Below are 18048 nucleotides of genomic sequence, written 5' to 3'. Positions count from 1 at the left end.
CCAGCCAGCATGGTGAATCAAACTCGCGCCGCGTCGGGCAAGAGCTTTCGAGTCGGATCGGTCAGATCGTGCTCTAGAGCCATACGAAGCATCATCGAGTTTGAATTGAACACTAGCTGCCCTTCTACCCGCACCCTCAGCTCGCGGGTGCCCTTGGCAAAGGGCCAGGTGTAGAGGCCACCGGACGTCGGCAGGCGCAGTCCGAGACAGACGTGGTCGGTCAGTTCGGGCGGAACCCGAGGGTACGGCCGCTACGCGAGATAGGATGGTGCACCAACGACAGCCATTCGGAAGTCCGCGCCGATCCTGAGCGAAATCATGTCTTTCGCAACCTGCTCGCCAAGCCGCACGCCCGCGTCGAACCGGTCCGCGATGATGTCGGCCAAGCTGTAGTCGTCGATGATCTCCACCCGGATAGCTGGATACATCGGCCAGAACCGTTCCAGAGCTGGCGCGAGGATGGTGTTGGTGGCGTGTTCAACCGAGGTGATGCGCAGGCTGCCTGCCGGTCTGCCCCGCAGCGCCGTAAGATCCGCCAGCCCGGCCTCGATGCCGTCAAAGTGAGGTCCGACGGTCTGGAGCAACCGCTCGCCAGCTTCCGTCGGAGCGACGCTTCGAGTGTTCCGGGTCAGCAGTCTCACGCCGAGGCGTAGCTCGAGCATGCGAACGGTGCGGCTTAGGGCAGGCTGCGACACACCGAGCTGAGCTGCAGCGCGAGTGAAGCTCCGTTCCCGCGCGACCGCCAAGAGAGCGGCCAAGTCGCCAATGGTATCGCGGGCCATTGATGCGTCCAGGTTATCGGTCCATGTCATCTATATCATCTAATACTATGCTGTGAACGCTCTAGGTTCGGATGAGTGCCTCAGCCACCTCCCAGGATGCTGCCTGAGGGGGTGATAGATGCAGCCATCCACCGAGGAGGATAGACCGATGAAACACCGCAAGCTTGGAAGCCTGGACGTGTCTGAAATTGGCTTTGGATGCATGGGCCTAGCGTCGAACTATGGTCCACCGGCACCCATCGACGACGCCCTCAAGGTCATCCGGGAAGCCCACAACCAGGGCGTCACTTTCTTCGACACGGCCGAGGTCTACGGACCCTACATCAGCGAGACGATTGTCGGCGGTGCTCTCCAGCTTGTCCGAGCCGAGGTAAAAGTCGCCACCAAGTTCGGCTTCGACCTCACTGAGGCCGGTGGTCTCAATAGCCGCCCCGAGCACATCAAGAAGATGATAGCCGGTTGCCTCAAGCGCCTTCGGACCGACCGGATTGACCTCTTCTATCAACATCGTGTCGACCCCGACGTGCCCATCGAGGACGTAGCCGGAGCGGTGAAGGACCTGATCGCCGAGGGGAAGGTCCTTCACTTCGGTTTGTCGGAAGCCAGCCCGAAGACCATCCGTCATGCACACGCCGTTCAGCCCGTCGCCGCGGTGCAGACCGAGTACTCGCTTATGAACCGAGACCCGGAAAACAATGGTGTCCTGGCGACCTGCGATGAGCTGGGCATCGGCTTTGTCCCATGGGGGCCGGTCGGGATGGGCTATCTCACGAAGCAGATCGAGGGAGCATCCGCATTCAAACCGGACGTTGACCTGCGCGCTGGCTTTGACCGCTTCACGACGCAGAATATCGCCGCGAACAGAACCTTCATTGAGGCACTTGAGAAGCTGGCGAGCAAGAAGAAGGTGACGACACCGCAGTTCGCTCTGGCGTGGCTGCTCGCCCAGAAGCCGTTCATCGTGCCAATTCCGGGCACGGGTAGCGTCGGCCATCTACTTGAGAATATCGGGGCGGCCGAGCTGGACTTGAGCGCTAGAGACCTGAACGAGATCGCTGCGGCTCTTGCGAACGTCATGGTGCATGGGGGTCGGATGAACGCACAGCAGATGCGAGTCGTAGAGGCAACCTGACACGGGAACGCTAGACGGGCGGTAGCCCGGTGCCTCCCCAAATTGATTAGGCTCAGCCTGCGCATCGAGCTCGGGCTCCGCCTTAGCCTGGGAGGCGCCCTCTCCATGAACAGAGGCATGACCTCTCCCAGGCTGGCCGCGCTTGATTCGTTTCGAGGTGACGGAGACACCTAAGGCCTTCATCCAAACCGCTAGAGCGCAAGCGAGCGTGCCTTGAAGTGGATGCTCGTCAGGTCGCGGCGGATCCTCTGGTCGCTTGATTGCGAGCGGGGCGGGGTTGTCTGCGTCAGGCTCTCCCCCGTGCACTGGCAATCGCCTGCCAGTGCACGGAAGGCGCTGCTGCTCGGAAAATGAAGAGCACATTCAGGCAGTAGAACCAGCGCTACGGGCAACTCGCGCGCGCTTCAGCTTTCTGGCGCTGGACTAAGAACTGAATATACAGGCGGGGGGAGAAAACGTGGATAGACTGAAGGGTAAGGTTTGCCTCGTCACCGGAGGTGGCGGTGCGATAGGTCGCGAGACGGTCAGGTCATTCATCGCTGAGGGAGCCACCGTCCTGGCTACCGACCTCAAGAAGGAGGCACTCGACCGGACGCAGTCTGAAACCGGTTGCATGATTCTGCGGCAGGACGTGACGGTCGAAGCCCAGTGGGACGAGACGATTGTCGAGATCGAGCGGAGGCACGGGCGCCTGGACGTGCTTGTGAACAACGCGGGGATTCTAGGCTCGGTCAGCGAGGTTAATCCTGAGACAACGCAGGTCGAGGATTTTCGCAGACTACAGCTTGTCAACGTGGAGTCCGTGATGCTGGGCTGCCGCGCTGCGATTCCGGCAATGAAACGGGCGGGCGGTGGGTCGATTATCAACATCTCCTCGATTGCAGCCGCCATTGCGACGCCATTCGAGGTCAGCTACGGCATCAGCAAGGCGGCCGTCAGGCACCTCAGCTGGTCGGTGGCAGCGCACTGTGCTCCCTTTCGTATCCGTTGCAATTCGATCATGCCCGGTCAAATTGAGACCGGCCAAGACGGCATGATGGACCAGATTTTCAAGGGTGCCGCCGCGCGGGGCGAGATGAAGAGCGCTGATCACGCGCGCGAAACTTTTACGGGTCTCATTCCCCTCGGTCAGCTCGGCACGCCTTACGATATTGCGATGGGGGCGGTCTATTTGGCATCCGACGAGAGCCGGTATGTTAGTTCAATCTCGCTCCAAATCAGCGGCGGTTGGGCCGTTCTCTAGCACGCTCACGAGGCCGATATTCTAGTGTCCTCTCTGGCATGCTGAGGTTAGGGAGGACGCTTGCGCTGTCGCCCGAGCGAGGCTTCTTTACGGGCGGGTCGGTGTCCAAGCTGGTCGACCGCCAAGATGAGCACCGGGGAACTGAGTTGGAGGCACAATGCCAGATACCTTGAGCTCCCTCTATCCTGGCGCCATCCGACCTAAGCTAGCATCCGGTCAAGCGAACCTCCTTAGGGCTTTTCAGCAGGCAGTGGGTCGAAGTCATGTGCTGACTGCCGAAGCCGACACCCTTCCCTACAGGCGAGGCTATCGGACAGGCGACGGGCCGGTGCTCGCGGTGGTGCGGCCTGCCTCCTTGGTTGAGCTTTGGCGGGTGGCGGAGCGCGCCGTCGCCTGTGGTTGCGTCCTCATAGTGCAGGCTGCCAACACCGGGCTCACTGGGGGCTCCACGCCAGACGGCCGATATGACCGGCCCGTCGTGCTGATATCAACCCTCCGCATAACCAACTTCTGGCTTATTCAGGACAACAGACAGGTCGTTTGCCTCCCCGGAACCACTCTGGACAAGCTCGAGAGCGCCCTTAAGCAGCACGGCCGCGAGCCCCATTCAGTCATTGGTTCCTCTTGCCTGGGTGCCTCGGTGATCGGGGGCATCTGCAACAACTCGGGCGGAGCCCTAGTGCAGCGGGGTCCGGCCTATACGGAGATGGCGCTCTTCGGGCAAGTGGGCGCCGATGGGGTCCTCCGGCTGGTGAACCACCTGGGCATCCATCTCGGTAATGAGCCCGAGGAAATCCTACATCGCCTGGACACCGGGAATTTTCTAGAGCGCGACGTAAGCGCGGACGCTGGTCGTGGTCATGACGACGGCTATGCCAGTCGCGTCCGCGACATCGAGAGCGATGAACCTGCCCGCTACAATGCTGACCCAGGCCGCCTTTTTGAGGCGTCTGGATGCGCCGGGCACCTAGTGGTGTTCGCGGTGCGCGTCGACACCTTCCCCTCAGAGCCGGATCCGACAGTCTTCTACGTTGGCACCAACAACCCGCACACGTTAGAGACGCTCCGGCGACGTATACTTGGTCACCTTTCCGCCCTGCCCATTGCAGGTGAGTACATGCATCGTGATGCGTTCGATATCGCCGACCACTATGGTAAGGACACCGTCATCGCCATCGAGCGCCTCGGCACAGCGCGGCTGCCACAGCTGTTCGCGATGAAGACTAAGGTCGACCGGCTCTCGCAACGCTTCCCCTTCCTGCCCAACGGCCTGTCCGACCGCATCCTGCAGTGGGCTGCGGCTTTCTTCCCGGACCACCTGCCACGCCGCCTGCGGGACTACCGTGACCGCTTCGAACATCACCTGATGCTGAAGGTCAGCGGAGCGCTTGCCGATGAGACTGAACAGCTCCTTTCGGGGGTGCTCGCCCATGATGACGGCGCGTTTTTCCGGTGCATAGGAAGCGAGGGCTCAAAGGCTTTCTTGAACCGGTTTGCGTGTGCGGGAGCAGCTGTGCGCTTCCGCGCCGTGCACCCGGAGAGCGTGGAAGATATCGTCCCGCTCGATATCGCTCTGCGCCGCAATGACATGGACTGGTTCGAACGTCTTCCACCGGAGCTCGATAAGCCGTGCCTGCACAAGCTCTACTACGGCCACTTCCTGTGCCACGTCATGCATCAGGACTATATCGTTCGAAAGGAGACCGACTGCCGCGCCTTCGAGGAACGTCTCCTTGAAATACTTGTTCGCCGCGGTGCGCGCTACCCGGCTGAGCACAACGTCGGGACCCTCTACCAGGCGCCTCCCGCACAGCAGGCTCACTTTGGTAGACTGGACCCTTGTAATTGCCTGAACCCTGGCACCGGTAAGACATCAAAGTTTATACGCTGTGACCCAGTGGTAGTGTAATTCCGGGCCCGGGAAATATTGCTTACTCAGCTTTCAGTGCTGCTTTCTTGATGCTTGCCTGCGCCGCTGCCAGGCGCGCGATGGGAACCCGGTAGGGTGAACACGATACATAGTCGAGCTCCAGCTCCTCGCAGTAAGAGATAGTCGCCGGGTCTCCGCCATGTTCACCACAGATACCCAGCTTGAGGCCTGGGCTACGGCTGCGGCCCTTGGCAATGGCAATCTCCACCAGTGCTCCTACGCCGTCCTGATCGAGGCTTACAAACGGGTCTTTTGGCAGCAGGCCACGGGAGACGTAGTTTGGCAGGAAGCTGCCCGCGTCGTCCCGGGACAAGCCGAAGGTCGTCTGGGTCAGGTCATTGGTGCCGAACGAGAAGAAGTCGGCGTGCTCAGCTATTTGGTCCGCAGTTAGAGCGGCGCGAGGCAGCTCAATCATGGTGCCGATAAAAACCGTCATCGGTTGTCCAGCTTTCGCGAGCACCTCACCTGCTACCCGCTCCACATCCGCTCGCAGCAGCTGAAGCTCCGAGGCTGCCGCAACGAGAGGTATCATGATCTCGGGAACTACGGGCATTCCGCTTTCTACAGCCACCTCGACGGCTGCCTCGACGATAGCCCGCACTTGCATCGCGTAGATGGCTGGGAAGCTGATGGCCAGACGACACCCTCGATGGCCAAGCATCGGATTTGCTTCGGCCAATGCGGCACATCGCGCTTGAACCGCCTCGAGGGAAGCACCCAGTGTATGGGCGACGCTTTCGAGCTCGGCATCGCCATGAGGAAGGAACTCGTGCAGCGGCGGGTCGAGGAGGCGAATAGTCACCGGCCGTAGGGCCATGATGCGGAACAGGGCGACGAAATCCGCCCGCTGAAATGGGAGCAGCCCATCGAGCGCCCGCTGACGAGCGGCGTCGTTGTCTGCGAGAATCATCCGGCGCACGAGCCCGATCCGTTCCGGTGCGAAGAACATGTGCTCCGTGCGGCAAAGCCCAATGCCGTCCGCACCAAACTGACGCGCGATTTCGCAGTCCTTCGGCGTCTCGGCATTTGCCCGAACCCCAAGCCGCCGTGCCTCGTCGGCCCAGCCGAGCAGGGTCGCGAAGTCGCCGGATAGCTCTGATCCAATTGTGGCGACCTTGCCCTCAAAGACCTCCCCGGTACTCCCATCGATGGTGATCCAGGTGCCGCCGGGAAGGCTCCGCCCGTTCACCTGCATGGTCCCTACGCGGGCGTCGACCCTCAGGTCCGACGCCCCAGCCACGCAAGGCCGCCCCATGCCACGAGCGACCACTGCAGCGTGAGAGGTCATGCCACCACGTGCAGTCAGCACACCCCGTGCCGCATGCATCCCGTGGACGTCCTCCGGACTGGTCTCCGTTGTCACTAGAATGAGGGCCTCACCGCGCAAGGCTCGCGCTTCAACGTCGTCCGCGTGAAAAATAATCATGCCGGAAGCAGCTCCGGGCGATGCAGGCAGGCCTCGAGTGAGCAAGGTGCGCTCTGCTTTCGGATCAAGCCGAGGATGCAACAGTTGGTCCAGGCTTGCTGGTTCAACACGCAGAATCGCTTCGTCTCGCGAGATAAGCCCTTCAGCCTCCATGGCTACCGCGATACGCAATGCTGCGGCTGCCGACCGCTTTCCGAAGCGGGTCTGCAGGATGTAAAGCACGTCGCGCTGGACCGTAAATTCAATGTCCTGCATGTCGCGGTAGTGCCGCTCCAGGAGCGCCCTAACCCGAACAAGCTGCTCGTATGCGACCGGAAGAGCCCGCTCCATCGAGATCTCATGGGAGACCGCTCGAGCTTCAGACATCGGCTGCGGGGTACGGATACCAGCGACTACGTCCTCACCCTGCGAATTTATTAGATATTCTCCGAAGAAAGAGTCCTCGCCCGTGGATGGGTCTCTTGTGAAGCAGACACCGGTGGCGCAGTTCTCGCCCATGTTACCGAAAACCATGGCCTGAACGTTAACCGCCGTCCCCCACGCCGCCGGTATATCGTGCAAACGTCGATAGGTATTGGCGCGTGGGTTCATCCAAGAGCCGAAGACGGCGCCGATGGCTCCCCAAAGCTGTGCCATTGGGTCGTCGGGGAAGGTCTGCCCCGTGTTGTCGGCTATCAAGCGCTTGAAGGAGTCTACTACGGCACGCCACTGATCAGAGCTGATGTCGGTGTCCTCGATAACATCGAACGTCCGTTATGCCGTCTCGATGACCTCTTCGAACCGATGATGCGGGACCTCTAGGACCACCGAGCCATACATCTGCACGAACCGACGATAGCTGTCCCAGGCGAAACGCGGGTCTTTCGAGGAGCGGGCCAAGCCCTCCACCGTGCGGTCGTTTAACCCGAGGTTGAGCACGGTGTCCATCATCCCCGGCATAGAGACCCGCGCACCTGACCGCACCGAAACCAGGAGCGGGGCCCCCTCGTCTCCGAAACGCAGCCCAACGCTCTGTTCAACCACCTTCAGGGCGGCAGCAACCTGTTCAGAAAGACCGTCGGGGTAGCGCTTTCGGTTGGCGTAGAACGCCGTACAGACCTCTGACGTGATGGTGAAGCCCGGAGGCACGGGCAACCCAATCGCCGCCATTTCCGCCAGGTTCGCGCCCTTGCCACCAAGCAGGTCGCGCATACTGGCGCGACCCTCATTGCGCCCGCCGCCAAAGCCGTAAACCCACTTGTTCGATGAGCTCTGTTCTACGCTGGACGGGGTATTCGTTTTCTCAGGATGCCTCATGCCACGTCATCCCATGAGCCGGGCACCGTTTGACCGCGCCAAAGGTAAGGTTGACTCACGCCAAAGCCGAAGAGCAGTGCCATCGTGAAGGACCAATTGACGCCCATGTAAGCGTAGGTCAGGGCCTCCTGAACACTCGCAAACAGGATCCCGACGAGTTCCGAGAGCAACCACGCCACGGCGCTTGTAACGACGATGCACGCTAGGCAGGACAGGACGCCGCCCCAGGGCATGGGAACAAAGCGAAATGGCCAATTGTGGGTCTGAACGAGCAGCGTGTACGAAACAGAGCACCCCGTCATAAACCACAGCAAAAAGTATGGGCTAGTGTAGGTTCCGATCCTCCAGAAGTCTCCAATACCAGCCTTGGTGAAGTCCCAGACGTGCAACCATCGACTGATGACGGTGAAAGCCAGGACGACCAGAAAGAGGAGGCCGATTTGGACGACGCCACGCCCAGGTTGCCGTACGCCGCGTGTCAGGTAGGCGAGCAGGCCAGATGCGAGGCCCATCTCGATGAAGGGAAACCACCAGGCTGGTATCCATCGGATGGTCGAATTCGTAATGATATAAGTCAGAAAGGCAATAAGGCTAAACAAGATAAAGAACTTGCGAGCGGGAGGGAGCGACGTGACCAGCCAGTTCTCGCCTGCGAATGAGATGAACGCGATAAGGAAGTAGATGGTCCCGATGATGGGGAACACCCAGTCGGCGCCCAAGCCAGTCCAATATATCGCCTTTGCAGAAAACCAACCCACGACCCAGCTGGATGCAATCGTAGCAAGTGCACGCCTTGTCGGGTCAGCAACGGAGGTAAATGGCCAGCCATCGCTTACGACACTGAGGAGCAACCACCAAAGCGAGAGAAGCTGCCAAGTCACATTGTCGAGCCAGAACATCTTCGAGATGTCGGCCGGTCCCCAATCCCCTATCGGCATTCTCTCAACCACGATGTTGACGAGAAAACAGGACGCCGCAGTCAAACCGTAAATTATTGCGACATTGCGGATGGAGATAGCGGGCGATAGGGGTTTGACCAGCGTATTCATGACGATGTCCTAGAAGGCCATGCTCGTCATGCGCCGACGACGGGACTTCGTCCGGTCTTGCCGCGCAGTTCGATACGACTGTCAGTGCATGGCAGCCGCCACTGAATATCGTACTGCAGAAAGCGCAGGCAATGTGTTGATCTTTATTAGTTGAGGTGGCGGTTTCTGACGACCGGTGCAACCAATGTGGCAGTAATGCGGTGGTCGCTGAGACCAACGACTTTCCTATGTTGCCGTCACCAATTGGTTAGGTGTAGTGTTCCAATCAAACCCCGAAAAGGGGCACATCGAGGGCACGTCGTGAGCATCCACTCTATTTCGCGCTGGGATTCTAGCGTTCTTCCGCAGGAAGACCGTTATGCCGCGTGGCAGCACATGCTGAAGTCGACCTGGGGCTCTTGGGACGTCCAGAAGCCGTCTGGCCCTGACTTCCAAGCAAGCATTAGTTCGCAAGCGGTCGATGCTCTTCGTATCGTCCACTGCGTGTGCGACCCGTGCAGCGCAACTCGGGGTTGTGGGGCGGTAACGAAAGATGCCGCAGATGACGTGACGATACAACTCGTCCTATCCGGTAGTGAGCGCTTTGCGATAGAGGACCGGCGAACCCTTTTGACGCCGGGTGACATCCTAATTTGGACTTCGCTCAAAGCCATGCGGTTTGAAGTGGTTGAGCGTCTGGCGAAAGTTTCAGTTACCATTCCCCTTGCACGCCTACGCGGTTGGCTTCCTAATTCCTGGCACTCCATGCAGGCGAGCCTACCCCATCTTTCGCCCAGCACCGGGCTGTTGTCGGCCTTCATGCGTCAACTGGTGGATGCCGACGCCTCAGCCTCCATCCAGAGCGCGGATGCCGTCACCGAGGTGATGCTTGGGCTGATGGTGAACGCGCTGGGCGGCGACCTGACGGATCGCGAGGCTAGCTCGATCCGGCATCAGCAGCTTCAGGCGGTCAAGCGGTTCATAGAAACCCACCTCGACGACCCTGATATCAAGCCTGCCCAGGTCGCTGCAGCCAACCGCATCTCGTTGCGCTACCTGCACGCCCTCTTCGAGTCCGAGGGGACGACTGTGCAGCAGCACATCATCCAGCGCCGCCTCGACCGTTGCCGTAGGGACTTGTCCAATCCTGCCATGCGACATCGCACGGTTACGGAGATTGCATTCGCATGGGGCTTTCAGAACTCGACGCACTTCAGCCGCCGCTTCAAGGCTGCATACGGGCAGTCACCGACGGAGCACCGCGACCTGCTCGTTGTGCAGGCTTAGCCCGAGGAGCGACCACATGCATTGGTTTATGTCTTCTCCAGTTCCACCAGGAGCTCCGCTGTTCGATACGGGCTCATGATCTCAATCCAGTAGCCGTCCGGATCCTCAATGAAGGCTAGGCCCTTCATGGAGCCAGCATCCGGCCGCTTCACAAAGCTCACCCCATTGGCTTCGAAGTGAGCGCAGGCCGCGGCAACGTCTGGGACGGTGATGGCGAGGTGACCGAAGCCCTTCGGCTCCGTGTTACCGTTGTGGTAAACGGCCTCCTCAGCCTGCTGTTCAGTCCCCCAATTGTGTGTGAGTTCGAGGATAGCGTCTCGCTCGAAAATCGCCTGCGCCCCTGCACGTTTGTCGCCCCCGGATGCGTAGCCCTGGTAACCGAGGTAGTACAGCGAGAAGCGGCCCTGCTCGAACATAAAGCGCTCGAGTAGCCGCATTCCAAGGACTCCGGTGTAGAACGCGAGCGATTTCTCGGCGTCCTTAACTCGTAACATTACATGGTTGAAAGCAAAGCCCTGCGTGGGACCCTCAGTGGTTTTGTCTCCAGACATGCTGTTCTCCCGTCTAGGGTCGCTTACTTCCGTCCAATCTAATGGCCCCGTCCCTCCCTTCAAGTCACGACTGCGGACGCACTGCGGCATGGCGGACAGTGCACCAATATTGTGCACCGCAGAAACAACCATAGTGCACTCCTAGTGGTGTGCAGGTGCACAGGAGGTGCTGATGGCTGAGCCGGGGAGGCGCACCCCTGGCGGCAGTTACCAACTAGGTGGAGAGACTCCGATGAAGCAGAAGGCAACCGAAGAGTACGTCCAGATGGACGACAGCGCCTGGGCACCGTTCCCCACCGCCTTCTCTGACGGCGGTATCACTTGGCGGCTCCTTCACGTTTCCCCCGAGGCCGGAACCTGGACCGCCGCGTTCGAGTGTCCGGCGGGGTCGTCCTTCAACGACCACATTCACACCGGGCCCGGCGAATACTTTCTCTACAAGGGCAAGATGGAGGTCCGCGGGGGCGTCCAGGCTGGCGGCGACACTGCCAATGCCCCGGGCTATGGCTTTGAAGCGTCTGGTGCTCGGCATGGCAAGACCTACTTTCCCGTAGAGAGCGCCTTCTACATGACCTTCTCGGGCCCGCTCGCCTTCATGACGGATGACGGCGGTGTCATTGCCAACGTTGGCTGGGATGCCGCTCAGGGTGCCTGGCTGGCGCATGTGGATAGTCAGAAGCAAGCTGCTTGAAGGCAGCAAGACCAGGAGCGCACCCAGCTCTCCAGGTCCGTCTGACATCCAGAGCACGGGATAGATGGCAATGATTTCGTCCGGCATTATCAAGAGTACGGTTGAAGTCCTGGATCACCATCTGGGAGCCTTCGCGGAGGGACTGGACTCCCTCTTGTCGGACTACCACCCGGACTCCGTCCTGATAACGGCGGATGAGACCTATCGAGGGTCCACCGAAATACGCGGTTTTTTCGCTGCGTTCATTTCTGGCGCGAAGCCGCAGTTCTGGGAGGCATTCCGGATTGAGCGTCGCGAGGTTGTCGGCCCTATCGCCTACATAACTTGGTCAGCACGTCCAATGGTGACGTTGGCTACAGACACCTTGCTCGTCGAAGACGGGAAGATCGCAACCCAGACATTTGCTGTGCTTGGCTAAGTCTCGGCTCATAGAAGAAGCAGATAGAGGAAGAAATGTCGAAGCGTCTCGAGAACCACGTGGCAGTAGTGACCGGCGCAAGCTCCGGCAACGGCCGTGCCATCGCTCTTGCTCTGGCCGCCGAAGGCGCCAGCGTCGTGTGCTCCGACCTCACCGAAGAAGTTCGCAAGGGTGGCTATGAGCAAGACGCCGACAAGGCCACCAAGGACGTCATCCGTGGTAACGGCGGGAAGTCGTCTTTTCAGCGCGCCGATGCAAGTAAGGCTGCGGATGTCGAAGCACTTGTCCAACATGCCGCGTCTGAGTTTGGGCGCGTCGACATTATGGTCAACAACGCAGGCATCTTCACAGGTGTACATAGCATCCTCGAAGAGTCGGAGGAACAGTATGACCTCACCATGGCAGTGAATGCCAAGGGTCCCTGGCTCGGAAGCAAGTATGCTATCCGGCAGATGCTCAACCAAGACCCCCGGTCCAACGGAACTCGCGGCCGCGTTGTAAACATCGCGTCTATCGGCGGCTTAGTTGGACTCGCTCTCGAGCCCGCATACTGCGCCTCCAAGGGTGCGGTGGTAAACTTGACGCGACAGCTCGCCATCGATTTTGCACCCCACAAAATTAATGTGAACGCGATCTGCCCGGGGTTCCTCGCCACAGCTATGGTCCGGCCCTTCCTGGACGACCCAGAGCAGAAGGCCGGTCTCGAGGCTCTGTGCCCCTGGCCCCGCGTTGGCGAGGCGTCGGACGTGGCGAAGAGCGTCGTCTTCCTGGCCTCTGATGACGCAGAATGGATGACCGGCAGCATGCTGACCGTCGACGGCGGTTTCACTGCGCGTTGAGTATCACCGCCGAGAAGAAAACGATTTTAGGAAGTCAAGGGGAGCAGGAAGTGGCCCGGGATCTGGAAGGCAAGGTAGTTCTAATCACGGGTGCGAGCACTGGCTTCGGACGCGGTATCGCCTCTAAGATGGCGGAGGCAGGGGCAAACATCGTCAACGCTGACCTGCAGGAAAAAGCAAATCCCTCAGGCTTTGACCAGAAGCCCGAACTGACAACCGTGCAGCTGGTTCAGGAACTCGGAAGCGAAGCCCTATTCGTAACCACCAACGTGACAAAGCGTGCAGATGTGGTGGGGGCCGTCGAGGCGACCACCGAGCGGTTCGGTAGGCTTGATATCCTGGTGAACAATGCTGGTATATACCGAGGCGGCAAGCTCTTCCACGACTTCACCGAGGAAGAGCTCGACATCTGCTTTGACGTCAATGTTCGCGGCTGTTTCCTAGCCGCTCAGGAAGCCATCAAGGTTTTCCTTAAACAGGGCGGTGGCGGGAACATCGTCAACCTCGTCTCGACGGCAGGACTGCAAGGACATCCCAGGCAGTCCGTGTACAATATCTCCAAGGGCGCAGCGGCAAACCTCACGCGCTGCCTCGCCATCGAGTATGGGCGCGAAGGCATTCGGGTCAACGGCATCTGTCCCACCTACGCAAAGACGGCGTTGACCCGAGCCTTCGCAGACGACGATACGTTCGATGAAATGTTCACTAAGAGCATTCCGCTCGGGCGATGGGGAGAAGTGTCGGACGTCGCTGACCTGGCGGTGTTCCTTGCTTCCGATAAGTCCGCTTATATCCACGGTGACCTTATCCGAGTCGATGGCGGCGAAACGCTATGCCGGTATTCAGTCTAGGAGGGTCGGGATACCTCTTCCTCTTCGAACGTTTGTCGGCCTTCAACTACTTTTACAGACCATCTAGCTCCCTAGATGGTCCTGCTTCCCGATAAGCCGCTTCGGCCCTTTGCTAGCCGGAGCGGCTTTTTCACGTTCTTACCGCCTAGCTCTGTCAGAGCGCGACCCGTAGTCCAACTTCACGGTGTGATATTTACCCGCACATAACCCTCATAACGCTCCCAGACTGAAGGGGGAGAGGCGTCCAATGCGCCATCTCCATGACGCGCCCGTTGTCAAGCCAAACATCTGGACCGGACGTCCGGTAATCGCGCCGAGGAGGCCGCGGTAGATATTTGCTCGGTCATCTGAGTTCCCCCGGATTGCTATCGAATTGCCGCCGATTCTGCTGAGGCGACAAACGAGTGAATATAGCCCTTCAGGTTAGGAAAACTCACTTCAATGCACAGACTGCGGGCTTCGGGTTCTCGCCCATGCCCAGACGAACGTCTTTGAGCAGGCCGTTCATGTCGCCGGGAGCGATGCGATCGTCCGAATGGCGGTTCGCGACGTTGGCCTGCGTCCGGGCTACCGTGAGGGCATGGTCGACGTCGCGCTGCACTTAGCTAAGAGCACCAAGCCAGGTGCCGGTGTTCGACAAACATAGAAATGATTCCAGCGGATCGCCCTCCACTTCGAGGGGTGGACGATCCGTGCCGAGGGCATCACTTCACTGGCTGGATCCCGTAGCCGGACCAAAGCCACTCGAGCGCCTCGGGCAGGGTCTGCGCCTCCGTCGGACCGTCCACGTGACCGGCGTTCTTTGAGAAGACGAACTGATACTGGTAGCCCTTGGCCGCGAGCACGGCCGCCATGTGCTCGTTGCCCAGCACCCAGTCGTGCATGCCATCGGCTAGCGTAACATCGGGATAGAACAGATCCTGTTGGCCGGTCTCGAACCAGAAGCGGATCGGCTTGCGTGCGGTGCGCACGAACAGAGGCGTGCCGGTCGGCAGGATAGACGGAGTTGGGGCGTTCATGCCCTGAACGTTCTCATTGGGCACCGGCGGACCCGCGTAGGCGTCGTGGAACTGCCAGGCACCTCCGGGCAGTGCCGGGTTTTGCGGCCACTGCTGATTAACCAACGTCGGCGAGTAGGCGAGAACGCGGCGATACAGCTCGGGGTGATAGAACGCCATAGAGAACGCCGCGGTACCACTGGAGCTGATCCCCAAGGTTGCGCGCCCGTCCGGGTTCCGAGTGAGCTGGACCCCTGTCTTTTGCTCGACCAGTGGCAGGATCTCGGTCTCGATCCACTCCGCGTAGTCGCCGGAGATTGTGTCGTATTCCCGACCGCGCTCGCTGCCTTGGGCATCCTGCCCGCCCGGCGCAATGCTGATGGCGATCATTGGCGGCAGCTTGTGTTCGGCGATCAGGTTGTCCAGCACCGTGAACAGCTGCGTCGAGGTCGCGGGTTGGAGACCCCCGTCCTGCGCGACGATGAAGGGGGCCGCCGTGCCGCGCTGATACTGCGCCGGGATGTAGACCTCGGTGGTCCTCGTCCAGGTTCCTGTATGGCTCGTGGTGATGATGATGTGTGACGGATTACTGGGCCGGGTGGGTGCCGTATAGACACTGGCATCCAGACAATTGTTTGCATCGTCACGGATGATGCCTGGCTTATAGATAAGGCTGGTATTCGAAGAAATCGTAAAATTGTAGACGTAGCCGCGTGGCACCGCATGCACGACGGTTTCAGCCGCGGCTGGATGGGTCGGGCCGAGGATGTAATTCCCGACTAGGTATGGCGAGGGAACTTGGCCATCCGGAAGCTGAACGGCGGACGGATAGTGCGGATTGGTCGGATCGCGTGTCGGGTTCGTCGTCGGCGACGTGAAGGTAAGCCCCGTGACGTCGATGTAAAAAGGAGCCGACGGGTTTGTGGTATTCGAGCCAGGAGGGACTCCCGTATTCCCGGCGGGACAACTTGTCTGGGCAAGTGCTGGCGATATCGCGATCAGGGACGCCACCGCAGCCGCGGCGGCCGTCCCTGCGTTTCTGCATGAACGTCTATGAGCAGCGCCATGCGTCAGACGGGAAATAGTTGCCAATGCTTCGCCCCCCTTTTGTGTTTTTTTGATAACGCTATCATCGGAAGCTTCCTGTCAAGGCGGTGCCCGTACAAGTCTCTAGTCGAAAACAAGATCAGGCGTTTCGTATGTAATCGAAAGCCTATGGGATGCTTTGCTGCGGCCGCCACGACGGCGTGATGGGTGATCTACCTGAAGGCCCGTTCCGGTCACGCAGATCTGCTTGAAACGGGGAGGCATCCACGACTTGACGCAGGTGCTGTGGCTTCAACGTCAACGCCAGGCCGTCCTGATGTGGGCTGCTGCCCCTTGCATACGATGCGCCTTGCAGGTGCATCGAGCTATGACCGACTGACCAATTTTCGATCGCCTATTACAGGCGGCCACCCTTGCCGCTGCGATGCGGTGCTTCATCGGGAGCCTGGGTAGGCGGATCTATCATTCCGCCTTCACCAACTTGCGGATTGCAGCCTCCTTATCGTTCTTCGACAACGACCCGTTTTCCAGCATCCGCTCCAGCATGCCAGCCGCGTCCGTGATGTCCCGGCGCAGAGCAGCACGAGACGCCTTTGAATTCCGCTCGACGAGTGCGGCACGCATCAGCCTGTGCTGCTCGTTGCCCACTCCCCAACCGTCCACGGTTCCGATCAGGTTGATAAATGGGCCGATCTGCAACCAAAGCGACTCGATGACCGCAAGCAGCGTCTCGGAGCCAGCCGCGCGATAGATGGTGAAGTGGAACTCACGGTTGGCGGGGACATAACGGGCACGGTCTTTTCCTGCGGCCGCCGCTTCCATCTCCTCGATCAAGCCACCTAGGATGTCGAGGTCACCGGATTCGAGCCTGTCGGTGGCCCAAGCGACTGCCGTCCCCTCCACTTCGAGGCGCACGCGACATAGATCGGCGAGGCGTTCCGCCGACAGGAACGGGATGCCGACCGACCGTCCCGCCACGACGGTCAGGGCCTTCTCGGCGACCAGACGGTGCAGAGCCTCGCGGACTGGCATTGCGCTGACACCGAAAGCGTCCGCCAGGCTCTGTATCGTGACGGTCCGACCGGGTTCGATGCCCCCGGTGAGGATCATCTCGCGCAGCCTGCCGTAGACGTGGTCCTGGATCGTCGCCCGGGATACCGGCGCATACGGAAGCCCTCGGGTCGCGCTCTCAGCTCCCATGCCAATCTATCCGATCAAGTTCCATTCCCTGAATCATACCTGACCGGACACCAGCCGAAAGGGGGTTGAAGCGCTTCCTGATATATGATTTGAGATATTTGATCAGAACGGGACGGGGCAACCGTCCGGCGATCGAATTCAAGATGGTCCCGGGGAGGGACGCAGATGATGTTTCAATTGCCGTCGATCCGCAGAGCCGCGCTCTTTACCGCTCTCACGATGCTGCCCGTCGCGGCGCACGCGCAGGAGAAGGCCAAGGTCTTCCTGAGCATGAGCTATATCGGCAACGACTGGCAGGCTGAGGCCACCAACATGATCAAGGCGATGGCGGCCAGTCCGGCCATCGCCGCCAAGATCGCGCTGCAGGTGCAGGTCGCGGGACCTAGCGCGCAGAGGCAGATCCAGCAAATCAACGCAATGGTGCAGGAGGGTGCGAAGGCGATCATTGTCTATCCTATCTCGCCCACTGCGCTGAATCGCGTGGTCAAGAACGCCTGTTCCAGGGGTGTCATGGTGATCGCCTATGACGCGCAGATTACCGAGCCCTGCGCCTACGACGTCCATATCGACCAGGAGGCGGCAGGTCGCGCCGGTGGCGAATGGCTGGCCAATAAATTGGGCGGCAAAGGAAACATCGTCGTCATCACCGGCGTCCCCGGCACGTCGGTCGACACTAAGCGTACGGAGGCCGCTAAAGCCGTCTTCACAAGGCACCCCGGCATCAAGATCGTGGCGGAGGCACCCGGCATGTGGAGCCAGGCCGTCGCCCGGACAGAGCTGTCGAAGATCCTCGCCACGCAGAGCTGGGACAAGATCGACGGCCTCTGGATGCAGGTCGGCTGCTTCACCGCCGACGAGATGCAGCTCGAGGCCGGGATCCCGGAAGAAAAGCTGAAGCCTTGCGCCGGTGAGGGATCGAACGGCGGACGCATCCAGATGCTGCCGAAGGGAACTCCGGTGGACGGCGCCAACGGCGCATACAGGCCGATGGGCGCGCCTAGGTTCTCCTACGCCTCCGTCCCCTATTCCGGCGCCTACGCCCTGAAGCTGGTCCTCGACAAGCTCGGCGGGAAGGACGTCCCGCACGATACGGTGCTGCCGCTGCCACAGGTGACTAACGCCACCGTGAAGCTGTGCAAGACCGGAACCTGGAAGGAGATGTCAGAGGGCTGCAACGTGTTCGAGCCTTCCGCCGTGACCAACCCGGGATGGTTCGCGTCCATCTACTCAGCGCAGACGCCCGAGGTAGGTCTCAACGCGGCGCTGAAAGCCGAACCGGAAAAGCTCGACTGAGGTCTCCTCACCCCATCGAGCATTTTTGCCGTGCTC

Annotated in this window: 15 protein-coding genes and 1 pseudogene; 9 read left to right on the top strand and 7 right to left on the bottom strand. The window is 60.2% G+C overall.

Annotated elements, in window-relative coordinates; all coding sequences use genetic code 11:
* Nucleotides 1–251 precede the first annotated feature (251 nt).
* Nucleotides 252–812 (bottom strand): LysR family transcriptional regulator, encoded by a 561-nt coding sequence (locus FE263_RS17060; protein ID WP_276611221.1) that lies wholly within the window; start codon nt 810–812, stop codon nt 252–254.
* A gap of 118 nt (nt 813–930) precedes the next feature.
* Here FE263_RS17060 and FE263_RS17055 point away from each other — a divergent pair, with 118 nt between their 5' ends.
* From FE263_RS17055 to dld, 3 genes are all read left to right on the top strand, one after another.
* On the top strand, nt 931–1914 hold the full coding sequence (locus tag FE263_RS17055) for an aldo/keto reductase (RefSeq protein WP_138327217.1): 984 nt from the start codon (nt 931–933) through the stop codon (nt 1912–1914).
* Between the two features lie 457 nt (nt 1915–2371).
* A complete protein-coding gene (locus FE263_RS17050) occupies nt 2372–3157 on the top strand; it encodes an SDR family NAD(P)-dependent oxidoreductase (RefSeq protein WP_138327216.1) in 786 nt (261 codons plus the stop codon).
* Nucleotides 3158–3314: 157 nt separating this feature from the next.
* A complete protein-coding gene (gene dld / locus FE263_RS17045) occupies nt 3315–5066 on the top strand; it encodes a D-lactate dehydrogenase (protein ID WP_138327215.1) in 1752 nt (583 codons plus the stop codon).
* A gap of 22 nt (nt 5067–5088) precedes the next feature.
* Here the strand turns inward: dld and ppdK are convergent.
* Nucleotides 5089–7809 (bottom strand): annotated as a pseudogene (gene ppdK, locus FE263_RS17040) (pyruvate, phosphate dikinase).
* On the bottom strand, nt 7806–8858 hold the full coding sequence (locus tag FE263_RS17035) for a hypothetical protein (protein WP_205880421.1): 1053 nt from the start codon (nt 8856–8858) through the stop codon (nt 7806–7808). The pseudogene ppdK and the gene FE263_RS17035 overlap by 4 nt, the downstream one beginning before the upstream one ends.
* Nucleotides 8859–9158: 300 nt before the next feature.
* On the opposite strand from FE263_RS17035, the gene FE263_RS17030 reads away from it, so the two are divergent.
* On the top strand, nt 9159–10124 hold the full coding sequence (locus tag FE263_RS17030) for a helix-turn-helix domain-containing protein (RefSeq protein WP_171034162.1): 966 nt from the start codon (nt 9159–9161) through the stop codon (nt 10122–10124).
* A 26-nt stretch (nt 10125–10150) separates the two neighbouring features.
* Here the strand turns inward: FE263_RS17030 and gloA are convergent, their stop codons facing one another.
* Nucleotides 10151–10675, bottom strand: a complete 525-nt coding sequence (gene gloA / locus FE263_RS17025) for a lactoylglutathione lyase (protein ID WP_138327212.1) — start codon at nt 10673–10675, stop codon at nt 10151–10153.
* 232 nt (nt 10676–10907) lie between these two features.
* On the opposite strand from gloA, the gene FE263_RS17020 reads away from it, so the two are divergent.
* The 4 genes from FE263_RS17020 to FE263_RS17005 all read left to right on the top strand — a co-directional run bounded on the left by FE263_RS17020 (nt 10908) and on the right by FE263_RS17005 (nt 13474).
* Nucleotides 10908–11366 carry a cupin domain-containing protein gene (locus FE263_RS17020; RefSeq protein ID WP_138327211.1) on the top strand — a complete coding sequence of 153 codons (459 nt, stop codon included), beginning with the start codon at nt 10908–10910 and terminating at the stop codon, nt 11364–11366.
* Nucleotides 11367–11430: 64 nt separating this feature from the next.
* Nucleotides 11431–11784, top strand: a complete 354-nt coding sequence (locus tag FE263_RS17015) for a nuclear transport factor 2 family protein (RefSeq protein ID WP_138327210.1) — start codon at nt 11431–11433, stop codon at nt 11782–11784.
* Between the two features lie 35 nt (nt 11785–11819).
* Complete coding sequence (locus FE263_RS17010) at nt 11820–12623, top strand: SDR family NAD(P)-dependent oxidoreductase (protein WP_138327209.1); 804 nt, start codon at nt 11820–11822, stop codon at nt 12621–12623.
* Nucleotides 12620–13474, top strand: coding sequence for an SDR family NAD(P)-dependent oxidoreductase (locus FE263_RS17005; protein ID WP_205880420.1), 855 nt, complete (start codon nt 12620–12622; stop codon nt 13472–13474). The genes FE263_RS17010 and FE263_RS17005 overlap by 4 nt, the downstream gene beginning before the upstream one ends.
* A gap of 433 nt (nt 13475–13907) precedes the next feature.
* On the opposite strand, the gene FE263_RS22180 is transcribed toward FE263_RS17005, so the two are convergent.
* The 3 genes from FE263_RS22180 to FE263_RS16995 form a co-directional block, all read right to left on the bottom strand.
* Entirely contained in the window at nt 13908–14075 is a 168-nt protein-coding gene (locus FE263_RS22180) for a hypothetical protein (RefSeq protein ID WP_171034161.1), read from the bottom strand.
* 103 nt (nt 14076–14178) lie between these two features.
* Nucleotides 14179–15483, bottom strand: a complete 1305-nt coding sequence (locus tag FE263_RS17000; protein WP_138327207.1) for an alpha/beta hydrolase — start codon at nt 15481–15483, stop codon at nt 14179–14181.
* 498 nt (nt 15484–15981) lie between these two features.
* The gene (locus FE263_RS16995; RefSeq protein WP_138327206.1) at nt 15982–16719 is read right to left on the bottom strand and encodes a GntR family transcriptional regulator; all 738 of its coding nucleotides are present in this window, start codon (nt 16717–16719) and stop codon (nt 15982–15984) included.
* A 165-nt stretch (nt 16720–16884) separates the two neighbouring features.
* Here FE263_RS16995 and FE263_RS16990 point away from each other — a divergent pair, with 165 nt between their 5' ends.
* Nucleotides 16885–18012 carry a sugar ABC transporter substrate-binding protein gene (locus FE263_RS16990; protein ID WP_138327205.1) on the top strand — a complete coding sequence of 376 codons (1128 nt, stop codon included), beginning with the start codon at nt 16885–16887 and terminating at the stop codon, nt 18010–18012.
* Nucleotides 18013–18048: the final 36 nt, after the last annotated feature.

The organism is Lichenicoccus roseus (assembly GCF_005844085.1).
Classification (GTDB): Bacteria; Pseudomonadota; Alphaproteobacteria; order Acetobacterales; family Acetobacteraceae; genus Lichenicoccus; species Lichenicoccus roseus.
The sequence above is the reverse complement of the archived record's forward strand: the minus strand, read 5'-3'. Positions and strand labels throughout refer to the sequence as shown.

Excerpts from the sequence above, each read along its gene's own strand:
- FE263_RS17010 (WP_138327209.1), top strand. The coding sequence starts at position 11,820 with ATGTCGAAGCGTCTCGAGAACCACGTGGCAGTAGTGACCGGCGCAAGC.
- gloA (WP_138327212.1), bottom strand. The coding sequence starts at position 10,675 with ATGTCTGGAGACAAAACCACTGAGGGTCCCACGCAGGGCTTTGCTTTC.
- FE263_RS17035 (WP_205880421.1), bottom strand. The coding sequence starts at position 8,858 with ATGAATACGCTGGTCAAACCCCTATCGCCCGCTATCTCCATCCGCAAT.
- FE263_RS16995 (WP_138327206.1), bottom strand. The coding sequence starts at position 16,719 with ATGGGAGCTGAGAGCGCGACCCGAGGGCTTCCGTATGCGCCGGTATCC.
- FE263_RS16990 (WP_138327205.1), top strand. The coding sequence starts at position 16,885 with ATGATGTTTCAATTGCCGTCGATCCGCAGAGCCGCGCTCTTTACCGCT.
- FE263_RS17020 (WP_138327211.1), top strand. The coding sequence starts at position 10,908 with ATGAAGCAGAAGGCAACCGAAGAGTACGTCCAGATGGACGACAGCGCC.
- FE263_RS17015 (WP_138327210.1), top strand. The coding sequence starts at position 11,431 with ATGGCAATGATTTCGTCCGGCATTATCAAGAGTACGGTTGAAGTCCTG.
- FE263_RS17060 (WP_276611221.1), bottom strand. The coding sequence starts at position 812 with ATGACATGGACCGATAACCTGGACGCATCAATGGCCCGCGATACCATT.
- FE263_RS17055 (WP_138327217.1), top strand. The coding sequence starts at position 931 with ATGAAACACCGCAAGCTTGGAAGCCTGGACGTGTCTGAAATTGGCTTT.
- dld (WP_138327215.1), top strand. The coding sequence starts at position 3,315 with ATGCCAGATACCTTGAGCTCCCTCTATCCTGGCGCCATCCGACCTAAG.